The sequence below is a fragment of the Armatimonas rosea genome, assembly GCF_014202505.1.
Taxonomy (GTDB): Bacteria; Armatimonadota; Armatimonadia; order Armatimonadales; family Armatimonadaceae; genus Armatimonas; species Armatimonas rosea.
On the sequence record NZ_JACHGW010000001.1, the window covers coordinates 1,454,734 to 1,481,489 of the forward strand.

20 protein-coding genes are annotated in these 26,756 nt (G+C 62.7%); 8 read left to right on the forward strand and 12 right to left on the reverse strand.

The genetic code is table 11. The features are described from left to right. Position 1 precedes the first annotated feature (1 nt). Genes HNQ39_RS06755 through HNQ39_RS06780 form a run of 6 tightly spaced genes read right to left on the reverse strand, consistent with a single transcriptional unit; the run spans position 2 to position 11,025 of the window. Entirely contained in the window at positions 2 to 940 is a 939-nt protein-coding gene (locus HNQ39_RS06755; protein WP_184193179.1) for a phage tail protein, read from the reverse strand. A gap of 28 nt (positions 941 to 968) precedes the next feature. Then, entirely contained in the window at positions 969 to 2,069 is a 1,101-nt protein-coding gene (locus HNQ39_RS06760; protein WP_184193180.1) for a DUF4352 domain-containing protein, read from the reverse strand. Next, the gene (locus HNQ39_RS06765) at positions 2,066 to 2,710 is read right to left on the reverse strand and encodes a choice-of-anchor R domain-containing protein (protein WP_184193181.1); all 645 of its coding nucleotides are present in this window, start codon (positions 2,708 to 2,710) and stop codon (positions 2,066 to 2,068) included. Before HNQ39_RS06765 ends, HNQ39_RS06760 begins: the two co-directional genes overlap by 4 nt. Continuing rightward, the gene (locus HNQ39_RS06770) at positions 2,707 to 6,894 is read right to left on the reverse strand and encodes a fibronectin type III domain-containing protein (protein ID WP_184193182.1); all 4,188 of its coding nucleotides are present in this window, start codon (positions 6,892 to 6,894) and stop codon (positions 2,707 to 2,709) included. Before HNQ39_RS06770 ends, HNQ39_RS06765 begins: the two co-directional genes overlap by 4 nt. Continuing rightward, the gene (locus HNQ39_RS06775; protein WP_184193183.1) at positions 6,879 to 10,457 is read right to left on the reverse strand and encodes a hypothetical protein; all 3,579 of its coding nucleotides are present in this window, start codon (positions 10,455 to 10,457) and stop codon (positions 6,879 to 6,881) included. Before HNQ39_RS06775 ends, HNQ39_RS06770 begins: the two co-directional genes overlap by 16 nt. Next, positions 10,408 to 11,025: a winged helix-turn-helix domain-containing protein gene (locus tag HNQ39_RS06780; RefSeq protein WP_184193184.1), complete on the reverse strand. Its 618-nt coding sequence runs from the start codon at positions 11,023 to 11,025 to the stop codon at positions 10,408 to 10,410. The genes HNQ39_RS06775 and HNQ39_RS06780 overlap by 50 nt, the downstream gene beginning before the upstream one ends. Positions 11,026 to 11,217: 192 nt before the next feature. Between HNQ39_RS06780 and HNQ39_RS06785 the strand changes: the two genes are divergently transcribed. After that, complete coding sequence (locus HNQ39_RS06785; RefSeq protein ID WP_184193185.1) at positions 11,218 to 11,982, forward strand: phytanoyl-CoA dioxygenase family protein; 765 nt, start codon at positions 11,218 to 11,220, stop codon at positions 11,980 to 11,982. Continuing rightward, a complete protein-coding gene (locus tag HNQ39_RS06790) occupies positions 11,979 to 13,064 on the forward strand; it encodes a PDZ domain-containing protein (protein ID WP_184193186.1) in 1,086 nt (361 codons plus the stop codon). The genes HNQ39_RS06785 and HNQ39_RS06790 overlap by 4 nt, the downstream gene beginning before the upstream one ends. 179 nt (positions 13,065 to 13,243) lie before the next feature. Here the strand turns inward: HNQ39_RS06790 and HNQ39_RS06795 are convergent, their stop codons facing one another. The 3 genes from HNQ39_RS06795 to HNQ39_RS06805 are packed head-to-tail and all read right to left on the reverse strand — an operon-like array spanning position 13,244 to position 15,008. Further along, positions 13,244 to 13,561, reverse strand: a complete 318-nt coding sequence (locus tag HNQ39_RS06795) for a carboxymuconolactone decarboxylase family protein (protein ID WP_184193187.1) — start codon at positions 13,559 to 13,561, stop codon at positions 13,244 to 13,246. Further along, positions 13,562 to 14,131 carry a carboxymuconolactone decarboxylase family protein gene (locus HNQ39_RS06800; RefSeq protein ID WP_184193188.1) on the reverse strand — a complete coding sequence of 190 codons (570 nt, stop codon included), beginning with the start codon at positions 14,129 to 14,131 and terminating at the stop codon, positions 13,562 to 13,564. 1 nt (position 14,132) lies between these two features. Beyond that, complete coding sequence (locus HNQ39_RS06805; protein ID WP_184193189.1) at positions 14,133 to 15,008, reverse strand: carboxymuconolactone decarboxylase family protein; 876 nt, start codon at positions 15,006 to 15,008, stop codon at positions 14,133 to 14,135. Positions 15,009 to 15,030: 22 nt separating this feature from the next. On the opposite strand from HNQ39_RS06805, the gene nudC reads away from it, so the two are divergent. The 3 genes from nudC to HNQ39_RS06820 all read left to right on the forward strand — a co-directional run bounded on the left by nudC (position 15,031) and on the right by HNQ39_RS06820 (position 17,263). Beyond that, positions 15,031 to 15,849, forward strand: coding sequence for an NAD(+) diphosphatase (nudC, locus tag HNQ39_RS06810; protein ID WP_184193190.1), 819 nt, complete (start codon positions 15,031 to 15,033; stop codon positions 15,847 to 15,849). Then, complete coding sequence (locus HNQ39_RS06815; RefSeq protein ID WP_184193191.1) at positions 15,850 to 16,602, forward strand: phytanoyl-CoA dioxygenase family protein; 753 nt, start codon at positions 15,850 to 15,852, stop codon at positions 16,600 to 16,602. 226 nt (positions 16,603 to 16,828) lie between these two features. Next, a complete protein-coding gene (locus HNQ39_RS06820; protein ID WP_184193192.1) occupies positions 16,829 to 17,263 on the forward strand; it encodes a hypothetical protein in 435 nt (144 codons plus the stop codon). A gap of 51 nt (positions 17,264 to 17,314) precedes the next feature. Here the strand turns inward: HNQ39_RS06820 and HNQ39_RS06825 are convergent, their stop codons facing one another. The 3 genes from HNQ39_RS06825 to HNQ39_RS06835 all read right to left on the reverse strand — a co-directional run bounded on the left by HNQ39_RS06825 (position 17,315) and on the right by HNQ39_RS06835 (position 22,680). Further along, positions 17,315 to 18,682, reverse strand: a complete 1,368-nt coding sequence (locus tag HNQ39_RS06825) for a DUF1552 domain-containing protein (RefSeq protein ID WP_184193193.1) — start codon at positions 18,680 to 18,682, stop codon at positions 17,315 to 17,317. 131 nt (positions 18,683 to 18,813) lie between these two features. Next, the gene (locus tag HNQ39_RS06830; protein WP_184193194.1) at positions 18,814 to 21,168 is read right to left on the reverse strand and encodes a DUF1592 domain-containing protein; all 2,355 of its coding nucleotides are present in this window, start codon (positions 21,166 to 21,168) and stop codon (positions 18,814 to 18,816) included. 141 nt (positions 21,169 to 21,309) lie between these two features. Further along, positions 21,310 to 22,680, reverse strand: coding sequence for an anaerobic sulfatase maturase (locus HNQ39_RS06835; RefSeq protein WP_184193195.1), 1,371 nt, complete (start codon positions 22,678 to 22,680; stop codon positions 21,310 to 21,312). A gap of 539 nt (positions 22,681 to 23,219) precedes the next feature. Between HNQ39_RS06835 and HNQ39_RS06840 the strand changes: the two genes are divergently transcribed. From HNQ39_RS06840 to HNQ39_RS06850, 3 genes are all read left to right on the forward strand, one after another. Continuing rightward, complete coding sequence (locus HNQ39_RS06840; RefSeq protein WP_184193196.1) at positions 23,220 to 23,759, forward strand: hypothetical protein; 540 nt, start codon at positions 23,220 to 23,222, stop codon at positions 23,757 to 23,759. Between the two features lie 188 nt (positions 23,760 to 23,947). Further along, the gene (gene atpD / locus HNQ39_RS06845; RefSeq protein WP_184193197.1) at positions 23,948 to 25,366 is read left to right on the forward strand and encodes a F0F1 ATP synthase subunit beta; all 1,419 of its coding nucleotides are present in this window, start codon (positions 23,948 to 23,950) and stop codon (positions 25,364 to 25,366) included. 89 nt (positions 25,367 to 25,455) lie between these two features. Beyond that, complete coding sequence (locus HNQ39_RS06850; RefSeq protein WP_184193198.1) at positions 25,456 to 26,529, forward strand: RNA polymerase sigma factor; 1,074 nt, start codon at positions 25,456 to 25,458, stop codon at positions 26,527 to 26,529. Positions 26,530 to 26,756: the final 227 nt, after the last annotated feature.

The window sequence follows — 26,756 nt, forward strand, 5'->3', positions numbered from 1 at the left end:
ACTACTTCCCTGCTAGGATAAGCTCAAAGTCCTCAAGATAGAGCTGAACCAGCTGGGAAGTAGTGCTGGTCTTGTCGTCGGCGATTCGGTAGATTCCCAGGTGCTTCAGGTTGATCGTCAGGAGGACCTCTTTAAGGTCGGGGGCAAGCAGCTCTAGCTTGCCCTCTCTTTCCTGGGAGTCGGTGTTATTGCCCTTGACCACAAAGTCCTGGAGCCAGCTGGCGAACGGACCTGCGGCACTCTCGGCGACCGCCAGGGTTAGGTCTGGGATCTCGACCAGCTGCCCCCCTTGGGAGAGCTCACGGTAGGCACCAGCGCCACCCGCGGCGACTTTCTGACGGTAGGTTATGGCGCTGATCTTGCTGACACGGGAGCAGTCAACCCCAGGGATCGTCAGGCGGAAGTTGTTGGCAAGCAATGCCTTGGTCTTTCCCGAGAGGGCAGCGGTACTGGCCCCCTTGCCGTCAACGGGCCGTGTGTTCTCCGGCTGGAAAGTGACACTGATGAGTCCCGCTTCCTTCGAGGTCGCATCCAGTGCGGGAAGGCTAAACTCTGTGAGCAGCGCGTTCTGAAACTCGAGGCGCGTGACTGCCTTGTAGTTGAAGTCAGCGACGATCAGGGCGCCATTGCGGCGGGGCTTGCCCTGGGTCTTGGTATCGCGTAGCCACTCCGCGAGGGCGGGAAGGGCATCTATGTAGCACTCCACGTGGATGGGGTCGTAGTGGACTCCGGCAAGGTGCTTCTTAGGGGCCTGGCCACCGCCTGCCTTCTCCTGGACCACATCGGCCACGGGGCCGCCCCCATCGGCGGACTTGACCCAGCCGACAAACTGTCCCTCAATCTCAAGCCCGATACGCCCCGATGACAAGTCTCGGCTTTTCTGTGCGTGGGCTGTGGGCAGGGTAAGACAGAGCAAAACCAGAAGAAGGAGCTGTTTCATGGCTCTATCTTACCCAGAATCCGCGCTTCTAAAAAATTCCTTCGTAGGCCCACTTGTGTGCGCCGCCACAGCCTAGGGTGAGCTTCTTGAGCTTGGCGCTCTTGGGAACCTGGAAGACAATCCGGAAGGTGTACTCGTCGCCGAACTTAAACTCCTTACTGGCGTCTTCGTCGCGGCTGGCCTTGTAGTAGGCCGTGGGCTTGTAGCTCTCGCCATCGGTATCGGTGAGGGCATGGAGGGGGAAGTCGCCGCCGGTGATATCGAAGACCGAGCCCGTGCCCTTGTTGGCAAACTTGGCCGTGACTGTCGCGACCGCAAACTGCTTGCCTTCCTCCGGGGGATTGCCGTTCAGCTCCGCGCTGGAGAGGGCGAGCTTATCGAGGCGTAGCAGAAAGTTCCCTGAGGGCACGTACTGCCCAGGAGTGCCCTTGCCCTCCGCGAGCGGAGTCGCTCCGGATGCGTCGCTGGAGTCAGCTGCGCTGGCCGGAAGCGCGGCCACGGTATTCTTCGGATCGCCCGCCTCGCCCGCTTCCTCCTTGGTCGCACCGGCAACAAAGAACCGGAAGACCTTCTCATCGGCGCGGCCTAGGCGGCCCTGGTTGATCATCACCTTGACGATGCGTGCCTTGGCGGGGACAACAAACGCTGCCTGCACCGCATCGTTGAGCGTCGCCTGCCCCAGGCCTTGGCCCGGGCGTAGCGTGGGGGCGAACTCCGCATCGGGGTTGCTCTGGAGTGCCCAGCTCGCGTTGGGATAGAGATTGCCTTGAGCATCTACCAGGGTGAAGAAGCCATCCGAGTTAAACCAGTTGTCTTTCGGGGAGACATTCTTCAGTGCCACGTTGAGCACGACCAGCTTCTCCTCGGTCTTGGGAGCGGTAGCACTGTAGCAACGAAAGGGCTCTAGCGTGTACTTGGCCGAGAGAATCGAGACGTTGAGCTCGTTCTGGAGGGAGTAGACCACGCCAAACTGCCCATTGACCCCCTGGAGCTGTCCTTGCCCCTTGGTCTCGTTTTTCGGTGCGGGCTTCGCCTGAGGGGGCTTCGCGGGCGGAGCCTTTGGCTTGGGCTTCTGAGCAAGGGCAGGAGCGATCAAGAGCAGTGTCGCGGCGAGCGAGAGAGCTTTCATTTGGCTTGTTTCCTTAAAAACACAGGGATTCCCAGGCAGAGAAGCGCCAGTGCGCTCGGCTCGGGGGTGGCGGCGAGTGTCCCATTGACCCGCACGACGGGAGCCGAGGAGCTAGGTTGTGCGCTCCAGGAGTAGATGCCTGAGACGACATCGGCCTCGTAGAGTGAGTGCCCTTTATCGCCTGTCGGGCTGGAGCCCCACCAGAACCCTCCATTGCCCGTGGCGGGGGTGAGGGCCTGAAGGACCACCCAGTAGGTCGTGCCACTACTGAGCGTGATCCCCGAGAAGCTGGAGGAGTAGATCGCCGATGTGAACGCGGGGGCAGCCGTGGCGGGCTGGCTGACACTGCCCAGAACCGCTCCGGGTTGACCGCCACTATCCGCGCAGATCAGGGTCGTGAAGCGGTTATCGCCCGTCTCGTAGTAGAGCGCCAGCTCGATACTCGTCAGGCTGTAGGTCTGGGTGGGAACAAAGGACTTGGCCCGATCCTGGCGGGAGATATTGTTGATGCCGCGAATCTCCCAAGCCCCTGGGTTGTAGGCATTGCCTGCCCCAAAGTTATTGAAGATAACATCGGCGTGGGCCTGAGGAGCCGCGAGTGTGGCAAAGACGAGAGCGGTGAGTAGCTGCTGAGCTTTCATTTTAGTTCTCCTTGTGGGTAGACATAGGTGCGGGCATCTCCCTCGCGCAGGGTCATGCGCTTGAAGCTCGCTCCCTTGGGGACGGTGAAGAGATAGCGGACAAGGCGCGAGTCGCCGTCGGTGCCGGTGGGAGCCAGCGGTGCGGTGACCGGCTCGGGCTTGGTCTCCTTGTAGGGCTTGTCCGCGGTGTACTTGTCGTCGTCGGTGTCGTAGAGCGTCAAGGTGAAGGTCTGGTACTCCGCCTTAGACTCTTCAATGGCCTTGTTCTTGAGCGCGAGCGTGACAATCACAAACTCCTTGCCGTCTTCGAGCGCCTGGTCGCCAAACATGGCCGAGCTGCGGGTGATCCCGACAAAGGCGGCCTCAAAGCGTGCGCCGGGATAGGCCTGGCCGCGCTGGGCCGGAACCTCCGCGGCGACCGTGACACCATCTTTGGACAAGAACGGTGGCAGGCTGGCGACCGTGTTGCCCTCACCGAGCGGGAAGACCGTCTCGCCGACATGGATCGCCTTGGCCGCTCCCGTGGCGCTGACCGTGACAATCGCCTCGACTGTCGTGGTCTTGCCGGCGGGCAGGAGCTGCTGGCTCTGGTTGCCGTTGTCGGTGCGCTTGAAGTTCTGGAAGTCCGGGCCGTTGTTGCCATCGGCGCTCACCCCATGCCCGATCAGGCTCTGGTAGCCAAACTCGTAGGAGTCCTTGCCGATGTTCTTGACCGCGAGCGTCAGCTTGATGAACTTCTCCTGGGGAGTAGGGTAGAAGAGCCTGGTGTCGTCTTTGGGGCCCCAGACAAAGGCTGCTGTGGTGTACTCCGCCGTCAGGATCGAGAAGGCCCAGCGGTTGTCGGTGTCGTAGCGGTACCACTTACCAAACTGGGCGCTCTTGCTGCGGGGCAGTAGCTCGCCCGTCGGCTCCACGGGGTTGGGCTTGACCGGCGCGACAGGCGGCGGCGGTGCTGGGGTGGTGCTGGGGGCGGGGTCGCCAAAGCTAGCAGCCGCGAGGGCGGGGACCACCACGGTGGCGGTGAGGGGCTCGGAGAAGAGGCCCTCGCTATCGACCGCGCGCAGGCGGTAGGTGTACTTGCGGCCACTGCGGACATCACCATCCAGGAGCTGAAGCCCGGTGGGGGAGGGGAGCTTGATAAAGTTGGGGGCCGCGGTGTCGGTGAGCTTCTGGGTGGCACGCTCCAGCACATAGCTCGCTGGCACCTCACTGGCGGGGGCTTGCCAGTGGAGCTCTGCCTGGGGAGTGCCGGTGGTGCTGTCGTGTGCCAGCACGCTGGTAAAGCTCCGCGGGGACTCACAGCGGACTTTGAGCGCCGTGCCATCCAGCACATTGGAGGGCTGTGAGCCGATCTGGTCCTCGTTGATCGCCACGACACGATAGGCCATGGGGACGCGCGGTGGGGTCTTGGTGTCCACGAAGGTCAGGGGCTGCTCCCGATTGGCCGATGCCGCCACCTCACCGATCTTGACATAGCCCTGAGGGTCTAGGAGGGTCCTCAGGAGCGCCCCCCCATTGGCCTTCAGGTCCTTCATGCTGAGGTTGCGTAGCCTGCTCTGCGAGAGCGTAGGGGCTTGGCGGATCGGTAGGTTTTGTGTCGAGGCCACATGGGTGCGCGACTGCTCGCGCTGCACCACTCTTGCGGCTGCATCTACCGCTTTGGCGAAGACCGCGTAGCGGGTGATGTTCTCATTGGCCGGGCCCGGGCTGATCGCCAGCCGCACCCGGCCGTCGTCCTGGAGCTCATCGACCACTGCGCTGAGGAGTGTCGGGGTGCTGGGCGGGAGGGTTGCCGGCACCAAGACATCGGTGACCGGTGTCTCCGGGCCCTCGACTCCCCAGCGGCTGACCGGGACAACCCGGTAGTGGTAGTGCGTCCGCTGCGAGACCCCGAGCGTGTCGGTGAACTCGGTCTTGGTGGTCTCGCCCAGGAGCACGTAGTTCTGCCGTGGGACACTGGGGTAGTTCTCGAAGTACTTAACGGGTGCGAGGCGCTGCTGGACAATGTCCTTGAAGCCGGGTTTCTGGGGCATGCCAAGCTTGGGATTGAGCGGGGCCTTGGGCTGGGGAACTTGGCCCGCCGAGGCTATCGGTGCCGTGGGAAAGAGCCCGGTCGCCACGGCCCGGTAGACCCGGTAGGTGGTCGGCGAGGTGAACACCGCAGGCTGCCACTTGACCGTCACCTTGCCCGCGATCGCCTTGGTCGTCGTGGGTTTAAAGAGCTTCGTGCCTGAGGGGCCGAACTTGGCCTTGGCATCGTTTCCTGCAACGAAGCCCCCCGGCTTGCCTGCCCCGGCTCTCTTTGCCTGCTTTGCGGCCAAGACAGAGGTCATGGTCTCCGCCCCCACACGCCCACTGGTGCGCAGGGTGGGAGAGGTGCCGTCTTGGAGATAGCCAAAGCTCCCAGCCCCCTTGGCGAAGGTCGCACTCAGGCTCCAGCCCGCAGCAGGGGCCGCGGGAGCCGCCGTGCTCGGAAGCGCGGTGACAGCGGACTGGGCAGGCGTCCCATGGTGGCTCGGGTTGGTCGTGTAGCACGCCGCGACCCGGTAGCTATAGTTCTTATCGGGAACCCCGGTGGTGTCCAGGAAGAAGCGGAGGGCGTTGGGGTCTTGGGCATGGACGGTGAGGAAGTTCTTTGCCGCATTGGCCCGCACCGTGTCTGTGGTGCTGGTCTGGAGGTCGGTGAGCCGACGTAGAACCTCAGTGAGGGGCTGGTCGCGCAGGGCAGTAAGCTCGTCCTTGCTAAATATCGCCGGGATGATCCCGCCGCCCAGGTTGCCTAAGCTGCTCAGGTCCACCGATGTGGTGAGCATCGCCTCCCACTGGGGCATGACCTTGAGGAAGTCTCGCAGGGTAATGTCCTTGAGCTCGGGGGCCTGGAGGAGCGACGTGCTAATGGGGGTATTGCCGATCCGGGTGGTCGGGGTTGTCAAGGCCACCTCGGGCTGGTTGCTCTCGGTGCGGTAGAGGTCGAAGCTCAGTGGGCTGAGGGGCGCATCTCCGGTGTCGTCGCTGGGGGGTGCCCAGACAACCCGCAGGGCTCCGGGGGTGGTCCGCGATGGAACGGCGATCACGTTGGTGACGGGGCCAGGGGTGCGCAGGTCCTCCAGCGAGACCGCGAGCTTGGCCGGGGTGCTCTCGCGGCCAAAGGCATCGGTGAGGATCACGCTGTAGTTGAGATTGGTCGCTCCGACCGTCTGTGGAAGGGGAACCGTGGAGTCGATAAAGCTCACCATGGGCGCGATATGCTTCCCATCGAGCTTGCCGGTCGTGTCTACCGTGGGCTGGAAGGCGATACGCAGCGGGGTCTCGTTGAGCTTCTTGCCCTCGCGGTAGACCGCGTAGGTCGCCCCGACCAGCGCCTCTTCCTCCGTGGCGGTGAGGGGCTCCCAGTGCAGGGCGATACTGGTCTGGCTCAGCTGGACGCCGTTGAGCTCCGCAGGGGCGGGTGGGGTGAGGCTGCCTGAGGCGGGCACTTGGACCGTGGCGATATCGCCGGGGAGCTCCTTGCCCTGCTTGTCCACGGCGCGGAGGGTGTAGGTGTAGGCGACACCGGCACGGGCGGTCTTGTCGATAAAGGCCAGCCCAAACTTCTGCGCCGCCTCGTAGCTGGTCAGGGCGGAGAGAAGCACCTGGATGCGGGCGCTGTTGATCTGCTCCTCCACCGTGAGCGGGACACCTCCCTTCAGGTCCGCGGGGGCCTTGGGCGGGGCGAGGCGCTTGCGGTAGGCAATCACCTTGGGAGCCTGTGCGGCAGCCTTCGCCGCCATCTGCGAGCCGCGCACCCCGGGCTCGGACTGGACATCCTGGAGCTTTTGCTTGAAGTCCGCAAAGGCCTCCTTGCTGGAGAGGGTTGTCTCGGTGCTGGTGCGCGCAATCGCCTGACCAAAGAGCTTGTTTGCGGCTCCCGAGCGGGTGCCCGGCGCGAGCTTGGCATCGAGATTGAACTTCGCATCCAGCTTGATCGGGCTCTCGTTGAGGGGCTTGGTGGGCTGGTCGGAGCGGTAGAGATTGACTCCCCCCTCCGGTAGCCAGCCCTGTGTGACCATCCAGAGAAGCCGGACCTGGGGGCGCTCTTTGACCACCGTGCGCGCCGCCATGAGCTCAAGCTGGTTCTGGGCCCAGGCCCCGCTCGCCAGCGTGAGCGCAAAGACAGGCGCGAGCGTCTTTAGTTGTAGGTCCATTCGATATCCTTTGCAAAGGGCAGCGAGAGCGTGTGCCCCTTGATCGTGAAGCCGAGGTCGGCGTAGGCCTGACCGTGGATAGAGAGCTTGTCTTTGGTGGCCGAGCCTGTCAGGTCCGCCTCCAGCACCGCAGAGATTCCGATATCGGGGACATTGAAGGCAAAGCCCCACGCGGGATCGACACGGATGCCCGATGCCTTGCCCTTGAGCAGGGCGTAGAGATAGAACTCCCCAGAGGCATTGAGGTTATCGTCGAGGGCCGGGCTCCCTGGCTTGGGACTCCCCAGACCGGCGAAGCCGACTTTGAGCCAGCCTAGCGCATCGAACTCCCCGTCGAGTGTGTACTGGTACTTGATGGTCGCCACATGCACATCCGCGATCGTCGCATCGTAGGTCTGTGCCCCGCCCGAGTCGGCGTGGAAGGTCTGGTGGATCTTGAGCCCCGCGAGGAACTCGCCCTTGTTCAGGTCCACGCTGATCGCGCCTTGGATGGGCTCGAGGCCGCGGATCTTGAGGGTCACCGGGTCGCTGATGGACAGACTGCGGTGCGCGGTGACTCCGTTCTGGGTGGTCTCCGGTCCCAGGTTGATCGGCCCGCCCAGCTTGGCGAAGAAGACCCGGCTGTTGGTGTCCTGCTCAAAGCCCTTGTCGGTGTTGGGGTCGTACTTGCCGATCTTGAAGAGGAACGGCGCGTGGAGCCGCATCAGGGTCTTGTCGATCACCTTGCCCGAGGCATCTTTGTAGGGCTTGCCCATGGCGTCTTTGTCGTCTTTTTTCGGGATACAAAGATCGGCGACCCCGCGGATCTGGAAGGTGTTACTGAGGCCGTCGTAGCTGATCGCCGCGCTCAGCACGCGGTTCATCTTGTCGGGGCTCGCGGGGACCTCGGCGGGCATGGGGTCGGCGAGGTAGCAGTCGCCCTGGAGGGTGAAGGTGAGCTTACCGATATCGGCGACCAGGGTGATATCGCCCCAGACCGGTGCGGGAGTCGCCACGGTGCCCAGCCGGACACTGGCGAGCGCAATGATATTGGGCAGGCCGCTCGCCGATGGCTTGCCGTCAATCGCGGCGAGATCGGGGACTACTTGGTAGGAGCGCCCCGGAATGCCGACCGCTCCGGGCACCTCGGACGTAATGTTGTAGCCGACTCCGCCGCCGAAGCCGTAGAGCGCGAGCCCGGACTGCCCCAGGGGAATGAGCGGGCTGGTGCTGCTGAAGCTGCCCATCACAAACCAGCAGTTGCGCGCGACCAGGAACTCCACCGTGCCGCCGGGGCCGGAGTCGCTGTCGGGGTCGCCCCCGAGGATGGGCAGGGAGATCGAGACCTGGCCGTCCACCACCTTGAGGGGCTTGTTACCACTGAGCATCAGCGGAATCTTGTCGCCGACATTCAGGGCCTTACCCCCCGACCGCCCCGCGACGGTCCGGGTGATGTAGCCATCGGTCTGCTCGATATAGCCGCTGACATGGACAATGTTCTTGACGTCGCAGTCGATCCCGATACGGCCAATATTGATATCGCCGTTGTCGAAGATCGTCAGCCCATCGAAGTCCGCGGAGGCCTGCACGGGGAGGTCGCCGCTGAGCTCGACACTGCCAGTTAGCCCCACCCAGGCGTGCTGGGTGCCTGGTCCGATCCCGCCAAAGCCGATCTGGTCGGCCTCCAGGCAGACCGGCCCGATATCGAGCTTTGTGGAGGCGGGCAGGTCGATCCAGAGCGAGTCGAGGGCGAACTTGCCCTGGGAGTCGATCTGCAAGCCCTTGACCTGAACCGCCACTCCCTGCACCGACTCGGGGGCCTTTTCGGTGAAGCTCCAGTTTCCTGAGAGCCCCAGGGTTGTCGCGGCGGGCTTGGTGCCGCTGGCGGGGGTGTGTAGAACCGTGCCATCCTCGATCTCTAAGATGGCGTTGAAGCTATCCAGGTAGACCTTGCCGGTCTTGACATGGAGCGAGGCCAGCCCCGTGTTGCTCACCGAGCCGTCCACATCGAGCTTGGGGGCGGCGGCCGCCTTCCCCGACGGGTCCGGTGGGCCGCCAAGGCCGTTGAGGGCCAGGGAGGCCGCGATCGTACACTCCTTGAGGCTGTTGCGCTGGACCTTGACACTGAGCTTCTTCAGATCGACAGGGAAGTCCTCAATACTGAGCTTGCCGCCGCTCACCTCCGCCGTGCCCGTGAAGCCGTTGTTGTCGATCCAGGCATTGGAGACCTTCACCGTAACCGGCACCGAGCTACCCGGCGTCTTGGGCGCGCTGGGGTCCGGAGCGGCGCTGGGATCGACCGGGGCGCTCGGGTCCTGCTGGATGGTCTCGGGTAGGGTCAGGGTTGCTTTCTTGACAAAGACCCCCTCCCAGCTGGGGCCACCGGGGACTCCCGCAGGGCTTCCCGCCTCTGAGAAGTCAAGGGTCGCCTCGGTGATCGCGACCTTGAAGCCCTTGAAGAGTGCGGTGACGGGCTTCTTTAGCTCGGCCTGGAAGCCATTGGTCGAGAGATCGAACTTGACCTCCTCCGCCGTCACCCGCTTGCTATCGTCGGCGCTGGGCGGTGTGCTTGGGACACGGGTGAAGTCTTGCGGGAGCTCGATATCGCAGGTGAGGGTAAAGCCCTTGGGGAGATTGTTCTCCATGTCCAGAGTCACCGCCGACGGGCTCTTGAGGACGATATTAAAGTCCGCGGGCTTCATCAGGGAGATGGTGTAGGGGAACTTGATGCCGTCGCGGCGGCCACGCGCCACGGCGGCGGGAACCAGCCTGCGGGTGCTGGCCACTTGGGCTGGGGCCTGCCCCGCGGGGGCGGTCTTGAGCTGAGCGCCCTTAAAGCTCACTTGGCCATCGGTGTTGACGGAGGCACTCGCCACGGAGAGGGTGAGGGGGACGGGGTTGTTGTCGCCGGTGAGCATGCCGGGAATCGGGGCCTGGACCGTGACATCGCCCAGCTCCATCTTCGCATCGTCGTCGTCGCTGCCCGGCGTGTGGCTGTAGCTGACCTTGACACTGCTGGCGGAGAGGAGAATCCCCCCGGGGAGCTTGATAGGGAGCTTGCTGGCGGGCAGGTTCGATGTCACTGTGAAGCTGATCGCCCCGTTGCGCTGGATCGTCAGCGGCGCGACATCCACCTCGATAGGGTTGCCGTCTTTGTCTTTGACGGGAAGCACCAGCGCCACCCCACCCGAGCCCGAGGTTCCCGCCTTCTCCAGGACAATCCCAGAGGGGTTGGCGGTGAGCTTGGTCCTTGCCTGAATTTTTAGCCCAAGGCCGGTCCCAAAGAGATTGCGGAGCGTGTGCTCCCGGTTGAGGGTCTCGGAGCCGCCATTGACATACCCGGCGGAGTCGGCGCTGAAGGCGGGGACATTGGGGATCGAGTCGAGGGGAACCTCGGGGAGGTCGTGGCCGGCGACATGGACGGCGAGCTTGTTGCCTGTCTTGACCACCATCCGGAGCCCCCCGGCATCGGGGATACTCAGCAGGATCTTATCGGGCTCGGGCGGTGGGTCGGCGGCACGAGCCAGGGCGACACTAAGAAGGCTTAGCGTCAGCGCTATCGGAAGGAGTTTCAGTGCTCTCATGGGTCCCCGTTTCGTGATTTGGCTTGGGGGAGAGACCGTGCATTAAGTACATCAGCGAGACCTGGCGGCTTCCGGGAGTCTCGGCGGGAACGGAGAGCGCCTGGAACTCATCGCTGAGCTCGAAGAGGCGCTTGATCAGCTTCGCTTCATTCTCGGGAGTGTGGTTTGTAATATAGTGGTAGGCAACCACGCCGTGAGGGTCTCCAACTTCATTCCAGGTGTTGCGGTAGAGATCCAGCGCCGCCTGGAGCGGGGCAGAAAAGTAGGCCGAGCTTCGGTCTTCGTCGGGAGCGACAAACCCCCCGATCGCGGCGCGGTAGAGCTTCTCGGTGAGGGGGCCTTTTTGCCGTGTCCCCGCCAGCTCGATCATGCCAACCTCTAGGAGCTTCATCGTGTGGAAGTAGAGCTTCCCCGATGCCACCTTCAGCTCTTTGGCGAGCTCCTCATTGGTGAGGGAGCCCTCGCCCAGAACCCGGAGAATGCCCAGCCGCAAGGGATGTGAGATCGCCTTGAGGCGTGCTGGGGTGTCCAGCACCATGATGGGTCGCTCTGGGGTGTTTTCTGCCATTAAATTGCCGATGCTATTTTTGCTAGCGCTTCCCCAAGTATATCCGATTTCCTTTCGTCTTTGCCATAGAATAGTTAAACGGCAGTGTTTTGTATGTCGCCATAGTATAATATGGCGACATATTTTTGTCAAGCAATTTCTGAAGTATTTCTCAAGGAGCCGCGCGTGGGCCTCTGGGGTATGCTGGAGAGCATGGAACTTAGCAAGACACAGGTCGCCTTTTTCCGCGCCAAGGGCTGGCTCACGGTCGAGGATTTCTGGAGCGCACCGGAGGTCGCGGCGATGCGCACCGAGCTGGAGCGCCTCAAGGCCGAGGGCAAGCTTCGCAATGTCGCCACCGACGGCGACGGCAAGACACACTCGACCACGAAGGTCAATCTCCAGCTCTGCCCGATGTGGCCGCACTCCGCGCTGTTCAAGGCGATGCCCTTTGCTCCCAAGGTGGTCGCGGCGATCGAGGCGCTGATCGGCGCTCCCGCACTCTTGCACCTGGATCAGGTCTTTCTCAAGCCGGGCAAGCACGGGACGGGGACCAACTGGCACCAGGACAATGCCTACTTCCAGATCCCCGATCCGCTCAAGGGGACCGCGCTCTGGACCGCCGTCCACGATGCGACTCTTGCGAACGGCACGCTTCAAGTCATCCCCCGCGCCTTCGCCGAGCCGCTTCCCCACGAGCGCGATGGCTTCTCCGACCACCACATCCGGTGCTGGCCCGACGAAACCAAGGCCCTTCCTGTGGAGATAAAGGCGGGGGGAGTGATCTTTTTCTGCTACGGCACGCCCCACGCGACCGGTGCCAACACGACCGACCACGAGCGCGCGGGAGTCGCCCTACACTTCCTCAACACGGATCAAAATGGCGAGGCGCGCAGTGGCTTTGAGCCTGGCAAGCGCCCCGCGCTAGTCGCCGATGGCGCGGCCTGGGACGCCCAAGTCGCCTCCGTGCTCGCATGAAGCAAGTAAGCTGGCGCACAGAGAAAGATGCGGTCTTTGTCGAGGCGAGGGCGCTGCACCGGCCGCTCTTTGTGCTCTTTGCCTGCCCCAAAGAGAAGCGCGCCGCCCCGATCCTGCGTGCCGAGAGCCCCGCGCTGGCCCACCTGCTCACCGAGCGCTTTCTCTCGGTCCACTACAGCAGCCTCAAGGGGATCGACCTGAGCCTCTTTCCCTTTGACTACGAGCAGCAGCTCATGGGGCTCGTGCTAACTCCCTTGGGCACGACTCTCGCCCGCTGGGGCGGCCGCGACCAGGGCTCGGTCGCCTCGCTGGTCGCGTTTCTGACACGCGTCCAAGCAATTCCCTGGCCCAAAGAAATCCCACCCGCTCGTCCAGGCCAGACAATCGCCCAGCGCTACCCACGCTTTGCCCGCACGCCTCGCGCCGCCGAGGCCTGCTACCACTGCCACTACGCCCAGGATGCCGCGATCACGGAGCAGCTCGCCGCTAAGACATTCCAGAAACTCTCGCTCTACCGCTATCCGCCGCCCTCCGTGCTGGGCCTGACCCTCGGCGACGACAACCAGGTTCTGGCGCTCGCTCCGGGCTCCCCCGCGCAGAAAGCGGGCCTGCATGTCGGGGAGCGCCTCGCACGGCTCAACGATAAAAGTCTCTACAGCGCCGCCGATCTCTCCTACGCGCTAGATGCCCTGCCCGCCGCCACCCGCACGCTCTCGCTCAATGGCAAGCGTCTCACGCTCCCCAAGAACTGGCGCACCTACGACATCTCCTCCCGCCCGTCGCAGGGCTTAGTGCCGCCGCTCTTTGGCTTCTGGGAAGAGCCCGCCTCTGGTAGCAAGACCCTCGCGCTCAAGGTCACGTTTCTTTTCACCGGCGAGCGCTGGCGCGCCTCGCAAGGCGACCTAAGAGTGGGGGATATCATTGTCGCCGTGGACAACAAAACACTCCCACAAATGAGCGCCTCGCAGTTCCACACCTGGCTCCGCATGAACAAAGAGGTCGGGCAGAGCGTCACCCTCACCGTCCTCCGCGACGGCAAACGCCTCTTGATCGCTCTGCCCTGTTTGGCGCTGGATGGTTGAGAGGGCCATCTCCCCGCGCCTTAGAGCGCTTCCCCTCTTCCCCTCGCCGTTCGTTCCTCACTGGGAAGAGGGGCACCCGGAAAGCCTACCATGATAGGCCAGCCTCTCTTCCTGCGAGGTACGAGCAACAGGGGAAGAGAGGTGGCGAGCCCTAGCGAGGCGGAGAGATGGCAAGCAATCTACTTCGTCGGTGGCACCCAGCCGCGGGGATCGTAGCCGAGGCCGAAGGCATCGGCCATGCGGTTGAAGAAGGCAAATAGCGCCGTGTCGAAGGCCGCCTCGAAGATCTGATCGTCGTTCCAGCCTGCCTTGCGGAGCGCTTCCACATCGGGATCGCTGACCTTGGCAGGCTCCAGGGTCAGGCGCTTGACAAACTTGAGCAGCTCGCGCTCCTTGGGCGCCAGCCCCTTGGCTTTCTCGGGCTCGGCCATACCGACCGCATCTACATCACTGAGCTCTTGTCCCTGCGACCGCAGGAATCCACCATGGCTGGACACTCAGTACTTACACCGGTTCAGCCCAGACACGTAGGTCGCGACCAGCTCTTTCTGGCGCCGGGTAAGGGCACCGTCGCTGAAGTGCATCATGCCCACGAGCTCCTGCACCAAGGCCATCGCCTCCGGCTTGGGGCTCATCGTCCGCATGATCCCCGGAATCTGCCGGACAGTCTTAAAGGGCATCAGCTTCTGAAGCGCCACAAAGCGCGGGTCGGTGTCCTCCATGACCCAGTCGATCCGGGCGACACTGTTGGCCTTATTGATGAGTGCCATCAGCTCCTGCGGCCCGGTCGCCTTGCCGGTCAGCCGGCCACGGCGGTCGTAGATCAGGGCGCTGGGGGTGGTCGTGATCTCGTTCTTCTTGGCGATAGGCTCGTCGCCCGTGGTCAGGTGAATGGCCTTGAGCCCGATGGCGCTGTCTTTGAGCTGGGCCCTGACGCCGTCGAAGAGCTGCTGCTCCATCATGCTCCCGGGGCGGTAGAAGAAAAAGACCGTCGGTTGCTCAGGGACCAGATGGTTCGTGAAGACAATCTCGGCTCCGGTGGAGACGGGAGAGACAGGCGGTTGCATCTTAGTACTTTGCTCCTGCGGGGCGCGGCCAGCCGCTGGCGGCGTAGTCGAGGCCGTAGGCGTTGGCCATGCGGTTGAAGAAGGCGAAGAGGGCGGCATCGAAGGTCGCCTCGTAGAGCTCGGGGTCGGTCCAGCCGGCTTTACGGAGGCTCTCGATATCGCTGTCGGTGATCTTCCAGGGCTCCTCGGTCAGGCGCTTGACATACTCCAGCAGGGCGACATCCTTGGGAGCCAGCCCGATCGCCTTCTTGGGATCACGGAGCCAGAGCGCATCGATATCCTTGCCGTCCTGGCCGGCCTTGGAGAGAAAGCCCGCGTGGCTACTCAGACAGAACTTACACTGGTTGAGCGACGAGACATAGGTGGCGATCATCTCCTTGGTCCGCACCTTGAGCTCGCCGTCTTTGAAGTGCATGAGGTTGGCCATGCTGATCATCCCTAGCATCGCCTCGGGGCGGAAGCTCATGGCTCGCATGATCCCCGGGAGGCGGCGCACATCGCTGAGGCCCATGCGCTTCTGGATCTCATCGGCCTGCGGCGATCCCGGCATGGCCCAGTCGATCCGGCCCACATCGCTCGCCTGCATCGCCAGCTTGACGATCTCATCGGTATTGGTCGCCTTGCCGGTCTGGCGGCCCCGGCGGTCGTAGACCAGCGCCAAGGGGGTCTCGGTCACGGCAAATTTCTTGGCCAGGGGCTCGTCGGTGCTCTTGACCTCGACTCCCCGAAGGGTCACCGGGTGGCCGGTCGTGAGCTTCTGCAGGTCGGTGAAGAAGCTACGCTCCATGGAGCTATCCGGGCGAAAGAAGAGATAGATCGTGGCCTGCTCGGCTCCGAGGGGGGCAGGCAAGTCGTCGGCAGAAGCGGCTTTACTCATGCTCTCAATGGTACCATAGCCTATGTTCGTCCGCGCCTATCCCGGCGGCAAGCCCGCCTCTCCCCCTTCGGGTCCCTCTCTCTTGCTTCCGTTTGTCGCCGACGGTGAGCTGCTGGTCCACCATGACCGCCACGGGGCGCGCCTGCTCCGTGCTGAGACCGCTCCCGAGGGGGCGCTCTTTGTCGGCACGCTCGACGGTTTGCCCTGCCTCGCCTACACGCAGCCATCCACCGCCGATGACGATGCCGTGGAGCCAGAAGACATCAAGCGGCTGGGTCTGCGCTCGCTCTTTGGGCACATGAGCGACGACGAAGTGACGGTTGCGGGCTATGCATCGCAGCTGATCCGCTGGCAGAAAAACGCCCGCTTTTGCCCGGCGTGCGGCGGCCCGACCCACAACGACGATGGCTGGAACCAGAAGTGCGCTGCCTGCGGCTTCTCCCACTACCCGCCTGCGACCCCCGCGGTGCTGATCCTGGTCCACGACGGCGCGGGCAATATCCTGCTGGCCCAGAAAGAGGGCTGGGGCAAGCGCTACTCCATACTCGCGGGCTTTGTCGAGCCCGGCGAGTCGCTGGAGGACTGCTGCCGCCGCGAGACGGTCGAGGAAGTGCAGGTCACGGTGGGGGAGTGCACCTACGACGGCAGCCAGCCTTGGCCGTTCCCCCACCAGCTCATGGTCGGCTTTGTCTGCCGCTACGAGTCCGGCACCATCACCCCCGACCCCACCGAGCTCTCCCACGCCGCCTGGTTCCACCACACCGCCCTCCCCGAGCTCCCGCCTTCGTATGCCCTCTCCCGCCAGCTCATCGACCGCTGGGTTGCCCAGCAAGGAAAATAAATGATGGAGTCATGGAGCTTGGATTTGGAGCAGAGTGTACCGATGCACAACGAAGGCTTTCTGGTCTTTGAGGAGGTCTTTCCGCCGGAGCTTCTGGCGAGCGTGACGGAGCGTATCGAGAGCTACCAAAAGCGGCATGAGGCGGCGATTGCGGCCAAGGGGGGAGTCGAGGGCATCTCCCGCGCAAGCGAGATCACTTTTACGTCGCACCTGGCAGAGAACGATCCGGAGCTTCTGGCCTTCTGCCGCCACCCGGCGATTGTCGCACTGGGAACGACATTTCTTGGCCGTGACGTCGATCTCTACTGGAACCAGGCGGTCTTTAAGCTGCCTGAAGGGGAGAAGCAGTTTCCGTGGCACCAGGACGATGGCTACACCCCCGTTAGCCCGTCGCCCTATCTCACGCTCTGGATCGCACTCAACGATGCCACGGTGGAGAATGGCTGTGTCTGGGTGCGGCCCGGCTCGCACAAAAACGGCCTGGTTCCCCACAAGCAGACCCCGATTGGCCTCGCTTGCCACGCGCTCGACCACCCCGACCAGGGAATTCCGGTGCCCGTGCCCGCGGGCTCCATTGTCGCCTTCTGGTCGCTGCTGATGCACAAGAGCGGGGTGAATGTCTCGTCGGGGCCACGGAAAGCCTACATTGTCCAGCTTGCGAAGGCAGGGCTGGTGAGTCTGCGGACGGGGGAGCCGATCCCGAATCTGCTGCCCATTGCCCGAGATCGTGTCGTTTGTGGAAAATCCCACTAAGGAACAAATTTGTAAATGCCGAGGTATAATGACTGAGTCCATCACGTAGTGACCCTGGGTCAGCCTCCGAAGCGGGCGGCTGTTTACTGGGAGGTCCTACGGCTCTCAACGAAGAGTACGGAGCAGATGGGGACAAGGCGCGGCGGGTATCCCGTCGCGCCTTTCTCGTTTTTGACGTTAGAATAGAGAGTGGCATTTCAAATGCTTGGATGAAGGAGAAAGAAAGATGAAACGTGTTACTGCTGCGGTCTTTGCCGTGGGGATGCTGAGTGGCTTGGTGGTTGCCCGGAGCGCGAGCGCACAGCTCGACAGCCTGCTCAAGGGGGGGGCGATCATTGTCGCGATCGACAAATTCGGCGGCGATATCAACAACTTTGTGGACAAGCTCGTGGGCAACCCGCCTCGGACAGCGGAGACCCGTGTGGTGCCGATCCTCTCGCTGGGCAAGGGCACCTACGCCGGAGCGGCGCAGATCACCGGTCCCAAGGCCCAGGTGGATAAAGTCCGCGCCATCGCCCAGATCGAGGGGGATGCGCGCCTTGGGCTGCAGATCCGTGTCAAGGGCCTCATTCCCATTGAGAGCCGCGAGGTCAAGAACCTAGACTCCCTGAAGCGTGTCGCAGGAGTGGGGATCACCGGCCTGATCGACGCCAAGCTGTAGGCCGTAAAAAAACCGCGGTCCGGAGCGCTCCGGACCGCGGTTTTTTTGTTTTTAGAAGAGCTGCTGTAGCTTTCCGGTGGAGTCGCCGAGGGTCTCGCCGGGGACTCCGAAGCGATCCAGCATCGTGATCAGCAGGTTGCTCATCGGGGTCTTGTCGGCGTAGCGGACGTGGCGGCCGGTCTTGATCGCCCCGCCACCCTTGCCACAGAGCAGGAGCGGGAGATCGTTGTGGTTGTGCCGGTCACCGTCGCTGATCCCCGCGCCGTAGAGAAGCATCGTGTTGTCCAGAAGCGTCTTATCGCCCTCTTTGATGCTCTGCATTTTATTGAGGATGTAGGCCAGCTGCTCGGTGTGGTACTGGTTGATCTTGCGGAGCTTCTCCAGCTTGTCCGAGTCGCGGCCGTGGTGCGAGAGGTCGTGGTGGCCCTCGTTGATCCCGATATTGCGGTACGCTCGCCCCGAGCCCTCGTCGGCGAGCATGAAGGTCGAGATGCGGGTGATATCGGCCTGGAACGCCAGTACCATCATGTCGCCCAGGAGCTGAATCTGCTGGGGGTAGTCTAGAGCGCCCTGGCCTGGCGTGGGGAAGCGCTGCTGGAAGTTCTCTGCGGTCGCGCCCGTGGCCTTGCTGGCCTTCTCCAAGAACTCAATCCGGCGCTCGATCTCACGAATCCCGGTAAAGTACTCGTCGAGCTTCTGCCGGTCGTGCGCCCCGAGCTTTTTCTGCAGGCTCGTCGCATCGTCCTTGACAAAGTCCAAGATGCTCTGGTTGTAGCGCTGGCGCTTGGCCCGCGCCGCCGCAGACTCATTGACATTCTCGACTTTAAAGAGCCGCTCGAAGACCAAGCGCGGGCTATCTTCTTTGGCAACGGGTGTGGTGTCGGAGCGCCAGGAGATCGTGTGGGAGTAGGCGCAGGAGTAGCCCGAGTCGCAGTTGCCCGCCATCGAGCCGCGCTCACAGCCGAGCTCCAGGCTCGGGAAGAGGGTCTGGTGGCCGCGCTTGAGGGCCGCGAGCTGGTCGGCGGAGATACCCGCTTTGATATTGGCTCCATCGGTCTTGCGCGGGTGGCAGCCGGTCAGCCACGCCGCCGCGGAGCGTGCATGGTCGCCCGCGCCATCGAGTTGCGCCTCGGCACCGTACTGCGAGAGGCCCGTGAGCACATTGATCGAGTTTTTAAAGGCCGCCAGCGGCTCCAGGGTCGAGGGAAGTGCCGTGAGCGCGCCCTCGTACTCGGGAGTCCAGTGCTTCATGTTGATGCCATTGGGCACGAAGAGAAACGCCATGCGCACCGGCGCACTTCCCTTGCCGCTCTGTGCCAGCGCACTCTGAGGGAGCATCGCCTCCAGAAAGGGCAGCGCCATGGCTGTGCCCGCCCCCCGCAGGAGCAGTCGTCGCGAGATCAATGCATCGTTACTCATAACGGTTTCGCCTTTCGCCGGGCATTGAAATACCCGTCTCCAAACCAATCGCGTCCCGGGGACGCCTCGAGTTTCAGGGGCCTACTTGCTCGCGTCCTCGGGACGCTCCACAAGAGTGCCAGCTGGGTATTTCAATGCCCAGCACTCTTCTTGCCGGACTCGTCCCCGCGCCGCTCACGGAAGGGGACACTGGTCACGACGGCTTCGACTATCGCGGAGAACTTGTAGCCTTTATTCTCTACCGATTTTGTCATGCTGTCAAGGTTGCACTTGTCGGTGCGCTCCACGCCGCGCCCGAGGGCGTAGGTGAGGAGGCGATCCGTTAAAGTGTGGGTGAACTGGGTCTTCTTCTTCAGGAGCACTTTCTTGAGCTCCGACGGCCCGCTGAACTTGCTGCCATCGGGGAGGACTCCTGCGGTGTCGATCGGCTTGCCGCCATCGTCGGTGCGCCAGCGGCCCACGAGGTCGTAGTTCTCCAGCGCGAGGCCAATCGCGTCCATCTGCGTGTGGCAGTTGGCGCAGGCGGGGTTGGTGCGGTGGATCTCCAAGCGCTTGCGGAGAGTCTCAGCCGTGATCGCGCCTTTCTGTGCCTCCAGGAGCGGGACATTGGGCGGCGGCGGTGGCGGCGGTGTGCCTAGCAGGTTGTCCAGTACCCACTTGCCACGCTTGACCGGCGAGGTCCGGCTGGGGTTGCTGGTCAGGGTCAGCACCGAGGCCATCGAGAGGATGCCGCCCCGCTGGCCGGCAGGGAGCTTCACGCGCTGGAAGCCCTCGCCCGTAATCTCGGGGAGGCCGTAGAACTTGGCGAGCGGCGCGTTGACATAGGAGTAGTCGGCGTCGAGGAACTCCAGGACGCTCCTATCTTCCTGCACGACTCCGGTAAAGAAGCGCAGGGTCTCGGTCTCCATGGCGTTGCGTAGAGCGGGGCTGAAGGCGGGGTCGCCGGGCTGGGCGGCGGCGAGCTTGCGTAGCTGGAGCCACTGGCCCGCGAAGTTCTCGGCGAGCGCGGCGGCCTTGGGATCGCGCATCATGCGCCGGGCCTGGGCCACGAGCACCGCGGGGTCTTTGAGCTTGCCGGAGTCGGCGACCCGCAGCAGCTCATCGTCGGGCATGCTCGACCAGAGAAAATAGGAGAGCCGTGTCGCCAGCTCGTAGTCGTTGAGGAGCCGACGGGCCGTGGGATCGTCGGGCTTGGCATCCGGCTCCGGGCGGAAGAGGAAGCTCGGCGACGATAAGATCGCGCGGACCGCGAGCTGGATGCCCTCGGGGAACTCGTCGCGCTTTTTCGCCTCCCGCGCTAGGTGGGTCAGCGCGACCAGCTTGTTCTTCTCTTGCAGGGTGGGCGGGCGGCGGAACGCGCGCTTGGCCAGAGGATCGAGCACAGCGTGCGCGGCGGCGTCCCAGGCGGCATCGGTGTCGTTGGTCGGGAGGGCGAAGCTCAGGCCCCGCTTGACACTGGCCGGCGGCTGGAGCTCGATGTAGTTGATGTAGAGGTTGCGGTCTTGCTGCTTGCGGCGAAACGGCAGGTCCTGCGGGTCGCGATCGTTGTTGTTGAGGAAGGTCGCGGAGATTTTGTGCTTGCCCGGCTGGTCAATCGTGAGTGTAAAGGCGGAGAGCTGCGGCTTCTGCACGGTCGCGGGAACCTCAATGACTTGAACTTGCTTGCCATCGAGTGCCACACCCATCAGGGTCGCGCGGGGCTCGGCGTGCTGCTCGTAGGCCTCGATACGGAGCGTGTAGGTGCCGGCGACCGGAAAATCAAAGCTCGCGGTGGCCGTGTCGCCCGTCCGCCCCAGCTCGAAGCCCTCGCTGGAGCCACCCCCGCCACCCCCAAGGCCTGCGAGCTGGCGTGCGGTCACACGGATGGGCTTGGCACCCGCGCCGGGTGGGACAACCGCCTCCTCCGCGACTTTCTCCGCGGCGCTGAGGTACTTCTCCATCAAGAGAGGGGAGATCGAGAGCACATCGCCGATATTGTCGAAGCCATAGCCCACATCGTCGTTGGGGAACTCATCGGCGGGCCGTAGGGTCACCCCGAGCAGGTCGCGGATCGTGTTGTTGTACTCGGCCCGATTCAGGCGGCGCATCGTCACGCGCCCCGGGTCGTTGAGCTGGCAGTCCACCTGCGAGAACAGGCTCTCTAGCGTGTGCCCAATCCGCTCGCGCTCCGCCGCCGTGGGCTGGGGCATGTCAGCAGGCGGCATCCGGTTCTCCAAGACAGCCGGCCCGACTTTGTCCCAGACCGCACGGTTCTTCAGCGCCGCTTGGAAGGTCTTCTCTAGGTTCAAGCTAACACCCGCCGTGCCGTTGGGGGCCTTATGGCAGGGGACGCAGTATTTTGCCACCAGCGGGGCGACATCGCGCTCAAATCCAGCGGTGCTTTGTGTGGCCTTCGTTGTCTTTTGTTGCGGACGCGCCGCCGCGCCTAGTCCGACTAGGGCGGCTAAGGGCAAGGCAGCCAGCACGATGTGATTTTTTCGGTTCATGTTTTTATGTCTGGACGGTAAACGTCCCTCTATGGGGCGTCGTGCCTCCGCCGTTCGCTTCGCTCAGATTTTACCGACGAGGCACGAGGAGGCGGCCGAAGGCCCAAGAGCCGGACGTTTACCGTCCAAGCTTAATTCGTTTTATTTTTTGTGCAGGCAGCACACTTTATACTTTTTACCGCTTCCACAGGGGCAGGCGTCGTTCCTGCCCGGTGTCTTCTTCGCCGCCGCCGCGGTCTCGCGCTGGAGCAGCATTCCCATCAGCTCGGCGGGGGCGCGGCCCGACCGGAGCAGGGCGGTCATGGTCTTCATGTACGGATCGACATGGTGGAAGAACTTCAGGTACCCCGCGCAGAGGTAGTTCAGGCCCCACTCGCCATCGGGCGCTTTCAGAAAACGGTGCTTGGGGCACTCCCCGTGGCAGGCAAAGCGCACATCGCACTCCCGGCAGTACTTGGGCAGCAGATCCCGCTTGTCGTTGCCGAACTTGACCATCGTCTCGCTGTTGACTAGATCAGCGAGCGGCGTCTCCATTAAGTTCCCAAGCTTGTAGTCGGGATAGACATAGTGATCGCAGGCATAGAGATCGCCGTTGTGCTCCAGCGCCAGCGCCGCGCCACAGGTCTCCGCAAAGACACACAGGCTGGGGCCCGCTCCCGCCCAGTTTCCCAGCGCCACATCGAACATCTGGACAAAGGTCTTGCCGATATCACGGCGCACCCACTCGTCGAAGATGACGCTCAGGAAGGTCCCGTAGTCCTCGGAGCGCACCGACCAGTCGGTCACAGGCGAGCGTGGCTGGCCGGGCTGCGCGGGGGTGGCGAGCGAGAGCTGGATCAGGCCGTTTTCCGTCTCAATCGGCGCGACCGGGTTGCGCTCGACCAGGGGAATAAACTGGATAAACCCCGAGCCGACCTCGCGCAGGAACTTATAGACCGCCAGTGGCTCCTGGGAGTTCTTGCGGTTGACCACGGTGAGCGTGTTGAACTCCACCCCGTGTTTCTTGAGCACCGCCATCCCCGCCATCACCCGATCAAAGGTTGGGCGGCCTTGCTTGTCCACCCGGTAGGCATCGTGCAGGTGCGCCGGGCCGTCCACCGAGAGCCCGATCAGGAAGTTATTTTTTGCCAGAAACTCACCCCAGGCATCGTTGAGCAGGGTCCCATTGGTCTGGAAGGCATTGTGGATGGTCTTGCCGTCGGCGTATTTTTTCTGTAGCTCGACCACCCGCTCAAAGAACCGCACGCCCAGGAGAGTCGGCTCGCCGCCCTGCCAGGCGAAGTTAATCTCGGGGACACTCTGGCTCGCGATGTACTGCTGGATGTAGCTCTCCAGCACTTCCTCGGGCATCGCCCACGATGGCCGCTGCTTGCGCTCGCTCTGGTAGAGGTCCTCTTTTTCCAGATAAAAACAGTAGCGGCAGTCTAGGTTGCAGATGGGGCCGATAGGCTTGGTCATCACATGGAACGCCGGACGGTGACCGACACCGGTCAGCAGAGGGGTAGAGGGCATAGTGCCTCATTGTACCTGCTTGTCTCGGGTCAGAGAGGGCTCTTTACATCACCTTGACAAAACCTAAGAGGACACCTAAAATAGGGCTAGTCTTCCCAAATTACTAAAGCTGAGCCTCGGGAAGATGTAGCTCCCCATAACGTTTCCGTGCCCGCAGGGCACACTTTGGAGTGGGAGAATGTTTGGCACGGTTCAATTGGCGAGCTAATCAGCAGTGGTTGCAAGGTGAAACTATGAATAGTGTTGTACGACGTACTGCGATAGTACTTCTGAGCTTGACTGCGGTTGGTGTCTGGTTTCAAGTAGGGCTTAAAACGGCCCGTGCCGCTGGTATTGACGATCCTACCTGTATTATCACAGGTTCATGCAAGTATAGCGCTAGCACACGCTCCTGTGAGCAAAGTACCTGTGATACTGTTTGTCACTTGAAGACAAGTACCTGTACTTGTACATTAGACTGAGAATAGATTCTCTTACTATGACTCCCTTTCGTTAGCTTATTGACGAGAGGGAGTTTTTGATTAGGAAGATCGATTTTTATGAATGTTATTAACTATAAGCTATTTGTGGCTCTCCTCGTTTTGATCTCATTGACTGGTTGCGCAAAAAAGAACGTGACTGTTGCAGATGACTATGTTGATTCGGGCATTATGGATGCCAAAGACATGGCTTTTGTTCAGACTATCGAGGGTAAGATGAAGAAGCAAATTCCACTTACCGACTCGGATGTGGATACGGCCGTGGGCATTGTAAAAAAGAAGTCGCCTGTTGAGAGTGAGATACATCAAAAACGGAAGGCCCTAATGATGACGGCGGCGTTTGTGGGCAAAAAAAAGGTGACACCGGAGCAGCGCGCAAAACTAAAAGCAATGATGGCTCCCTATGTCAGCGATGAAAAAGTTGTCTCCGAGGCGGTTCGTGTGACGGCATCGTTTCGAGATAGAGAAGCACTCGCTGATATTCGTCAGATGGCAGCACAGGAAAATATTGGCGAGAAAAACCGTGCCTACGCCCTCAAGACGGCCGATAAACTGGAGCGAATCCTAAACGGAGAGAAGATAGAAACATCGACTTGGTAAGGAGCAGGGAGGGGAGACTCTCGCGGGACGGGCAACTTAAGGGTGTAGGCAATGCGGATTTCCCCGTACGGTGGAGCCCGCGTTTTCTGTAAACCACGACACAGGGCTTGAAACATTTGGGGGATGCGGGTAAACTGTACCGGTTTTCACAAACTCAAATTTTTTCGCTCAAGACATAAAGGTATACGATGGCAACAGGCAAGATCGTCCAGGTCCAGGGCCCCGTGGTAGACGTCGCGTTTGAACCGGGCCAGCTTCCCTCAATTCTCAATGCAATCCGCATCCCGATCAAAAACTCCGAGGATTTGATCGTCGAAGTGGCACAGCATCTGGGTAACGACGTGGTTCGTGCAGTGGCGATGGACTCCACCGACGGGCTCGTCCGCGGCCAGGAAGCAATCGACACTGGTCAGGCCATCGCGGTCCCCGTGGGGCCGGCTACTCTGGGACGCGTTTTCAATCTTCTGGGGCGCCCAATCGATGAGCGTGGCCCGGCCAATGCCACCGAGCACTGGCCCATCCACCGCAACGCTCCCGCGTTCGAGGACCTGGCCACCGCGCCCGAGATCCTCGAGACCGGGATCAAGGTTGTGGACCTGCTCTGCCCCTACCTCAAGGGAGGAAAGATCGGCCTCTTCGGAGGAGCCGGGGTTGGCAAGACCGTCACCATGCAGGAGCTGATCCGAAACATCGCCGTCCAGCACTCGGGCGTGTCGGTGTTTGCGGGAGTTGGCGAGCGCACTCGTGAAGGAAACGACCTCTGGCTGGAGATGTCCGAGGCCGAGTTCACCGATGCGAGTGGCAAGAAGGCCCACGTTATCGACAAGACCGCGATGGTGTTCGGCCAGATGAACGAGCCGCCGGGCGCACGCCTCCGTGTCGCGCTCTCCGGGCTGACCATGGCAGAGTACTTCCGCGATGTCGACGGTGCCGACGTGCTCCTCTTCGTGGACAATATCTTCCGCTTCACCCAGGCTGGCTCCGAAGTGTCCGCGCTTCTGGGACGCATGCCCTCCGCTGTGGGATACCAGCCCACCCTGGCCCAGGAGATGGGGGCCCTGCAAGAGCGCATTACCTCCACCCGCAAGGGCTCGGTGACCTCGGTGCAGGCGATCTATGTTCCCGCCGACGACCTCACCGACCCCGCTCCGGCCACCGCGTTCTCGCACCTCGATGCGACCACGGTTCTGGAGCGCAACCTGGCCGCGCAGGGAATCTTCCCCGCCGTGGACCCGCTTGCCTCCACCAGCCGCGCCCTGACTCCTGCCATCGTGGGAGCCGAGCACTACCGCGTCGCCCGTGGTGTCCAGTCGATCCTGCAGCGCTACAAAGAGCTCCAGGACATCATCGCCATCCTCGGAATCGACGAGCTCTCCGACGAGGACAAGCTCACCGTGGCTCGTGCCCGTAAGATCCAGAAGTTCCTCGCCCAGCCCTTCTTCGTCGGCGAGGCCTTCACCGGAATCGCCGGAAAGTACGTCAGCCGCGAGGACGCCGTGCGCTCCTTCGACGCCATCCTGGCCGGCAAGCACGACGACCTGCCCGAGCAGGCCTTCTACATGGTCGGAACCATCGAAGAAGCGATCGAGAAGGCTCGCACGCTGTAAGAGTGGCCCCCTGACCCCCACACGCGGGGGAACGGCAAGGTACTGCCCCGTGGGAACTTTCCCACGGGGCTTTTGTTTTTTCTGGTGCCTTGCAACTCTCCGACCGCGCTCTTGCTGAGCTCCGCCCGCCGCTCCTTCGCTTCTGCACGCGCTTGCTGGGAAGTGCGGATCAGGCCGAGGATATCGTCCAAGAAGCGCTTCTGATCGCGCTCCGCAAGCCCGAGACCAAAGACCCCGCAGCCTATGTCTTTGGGATCGCCCGGATGCTCTGTAAAAACGGGGTTCGTCAGCGCCAGAGCCTCCCTCTCGACGACGAGCTCCTTATGGGGATCGGCGACGACCCGCTTACCGAGCTGCTCTCTCGAGAGCGGGGGAGTGTGCTGGAGGCGGCATTTGCGCAGCTCGATACTCCCACCCGCACGCTGCTTACTGCACGCTACGTGGACGAGAAGCCGGTGTGGGCGCTGGCAGAGGAAGAAGGGCTCACCGAGAACGCGGCGTCGCTGCGGCTGATGCGGGCGCGTGAGGCTCTGGAGAGTGTGTTGGTGCGGGAGCTCCCCGAGGCGGCGCTGGTGCATGGGCTGATCTCCCCAAAAGCTGCGGAGGGCTGGCAGCCGACCTTGATCTACTGCCTGCGCTGTGGCAACCACAAGATGGAGGGGTGCCTTAGGAGAGATCGTTTTGTCCTGCGCTGCCCCGAGTGTGACAAGACGCGGCTATCGCTGGCGGGGCTTGCAACGACGGTCGCCCCGCTCCCCGCCGAGCGCGTCTTGGCGGGCGCGAGTGGCTTTCGTGTGGGGCTGCGCCGGGTGAATGGCTGGTGGCAGGCGTATCTGAGCGAAGGGCTACGGCGTGGGGTGGCACTCTGTGTGCACTGCGGCACACAGGCGAGTGTCCTGCGGGGCTGGCCGGGCGGCTCGCCGGGCTTTGTGTCGCAGTGTGCACAGTGCCGGCAGACCTTCTTCGTGGCCGTGGCGGGCTTGCTGATGCACAGCGACGAAGGCCAGCGGTTTTGGAGCGAGCAGGCGCGGCTTCGCTTTGCCGGGCAGGAGCGTCTGTGCTTCCAGGGCCGCGATGCGGTCCTCGTGCGCTTCGAGTCCCGTAGCAGCACCGCACGCCTGGAAGCCATCTACGCCGCCGATGATCTCACCCGTCTGAAGTGATCGCTCCTGTGTAGACCGCCCCGATGAACCGGGGCGTCTTGCTGTCGTCGCAGGCTCCGACACGAAGGGCGCTACGCGCCCATATGGCCGGAGGCCTTTGCGTCCGAGGCACGAGGATAGTAAGACGCCCCCCTCCAACGGGGGCGATAAAAAACGGAAAAATATTTCAAAACCTGCGAAAGATTTACCGCGCGGTATGCCAGTAGAGGGCAGAAAGGGATTTTGAT

What these genes read in the sequence shown, in the direction of transcription:
- HNQ39_RS06755 (WP_184193179.1), bottom strand. Translation starts at nt 940, where the DNA reads ATGAAACAGCTCCTTCTTCTGGTTTTGCTCTGTCTTACCCTGCCCACA.
- HNQ39_RS06760 (WP_184193180.1), bottom strand. Translation starts at nt 2,069, where the DNA reads ATGAAAGCTCTCTCGCTCGCCGCGACACTGCTCTTGATCGCTCCTGCC.
- HNQ39_RS06765 (WP_184193181.1), bottom strand. Translation starts at nt 2,710, where the DNA reads ATGAAAGCTCAGCAGCTACTCACCGCTCTCGTCTTTGCCACACTCGCG.
- HNQ39_RS06770 (WP_184193182.1), bottom strand. Translation starts at nt 6,894, where the DNA reads ATGGACCTACAACTAAAGACGCTCGCGCCTGTCTTTGCGCTCACGCTG.
- HNQ39_RS06775 (WP_184193183.1), bottom strand. Translation starts at nt 10,457, where the DNA reads ATGAGAGCACTGAAACTCCTTCCGATAGCGCTGACGCTAAGCCTTCTT.
- HNQ39_RS06780 (WP_184193184.1), bottom strand. Translation starts at nt 11,025, where the DNA reads ATGGCAGAAAACACCCCAGAGCGACCCATCATGGTGCTGGACACCCCA.
- HNQ39_RS06785 (WP_184193185.1), top strand. Translation starts at nt 11,218, where the DNA reads ATGGAACTTAGCAAGACACAGGTCGCCTTTTTCCGCGCCAAGGGCTGG.
- HNQ39_RS06790 (WP_184193186.1), top strand. Translation starts at nt 11,979, where the DNA reads ATGAAGCAAGTAAGCTGGCGCACAGAGAAAGATGCGGTCTTTGTCGAG.
- HNQ39_RS06800 (WP_184193188.1), bottom strand. Translation starts at nt 14,131, where the DNA reads ATGCAACCGCCTGTCTCTCCCGTCTCCACCGGAGCCGAGATTGTCTTC.
- HNQ39_RS06805 (WP_184193189.1), bottom strand. Translation starts at nt 15,008, where the DNA reads ATGAGTAAAGCCGCTTCTGCCGACGACTTGCCTGCCCCCCTCGGAGCC.
- nudC (WP_184193190.1), top strand. Translation starts at nt 15,031, where the DNA reads ATGTTCGTCCGCGCCTATCCCGGCGGCAAGCCCGCCTCTCCCCCTTCG.
- HNQ39_RS06815 (WP_184193191.1), top strand. Translation starts at nt 15,850, where the DNA reads ATGATGGAGTCATGGAGCTTGGATTTGGAGCAGAGTGTACCGATGCAC.
- HNQ39_RS06820 (WP_184193192.1), top strand. Translation starts at nt 16,829, where the DNA reads ATGAAACGTGTTACTGCTGCGGTCTTTGCCGTGGGGATGCTGAGTGGC.
- HNQ39_RS06825 (WP_184193193.1), bottom strand. Translation starts at nt 18,682, where the DNA reads ATGAGTAACGATGCATTGATCTCGCGACGACTGCTCCTGCGGGGGGCG.
- HNQ39_RS06830 (WP_184193194.1), bottom strand. Translation starts at nt 21,168, where the DNA reads ATGAACCGAAAAAATCACATCGTGCTGGCTGCCTTGCCCTTAGCCGCC.
- HNQ39_RS06835 (WP_184193195.1), bottom strand. Translation starts at nt 22,680, where the DNA reads ATGCCCTCTACCCCTCTGCTGACCGGTGTCGGTCACCGTCCGGCGTTC.
- HNQ39_RS06840 (WP_184193196.1), top strand. Translation starts at nt 23,220, where the DNA reads ATGAATGTTATTAACTATAAGCTATTTGTGGCTCTCCTCGTTTTGATC.
- atpD (WP_184193197.1), top strand. Translation starts at nt 23,948, where the DNA reads ATGGCAACAGGCAAGATCGTCCAGGTCCAGGGCCCCGTGGTAGACGTC.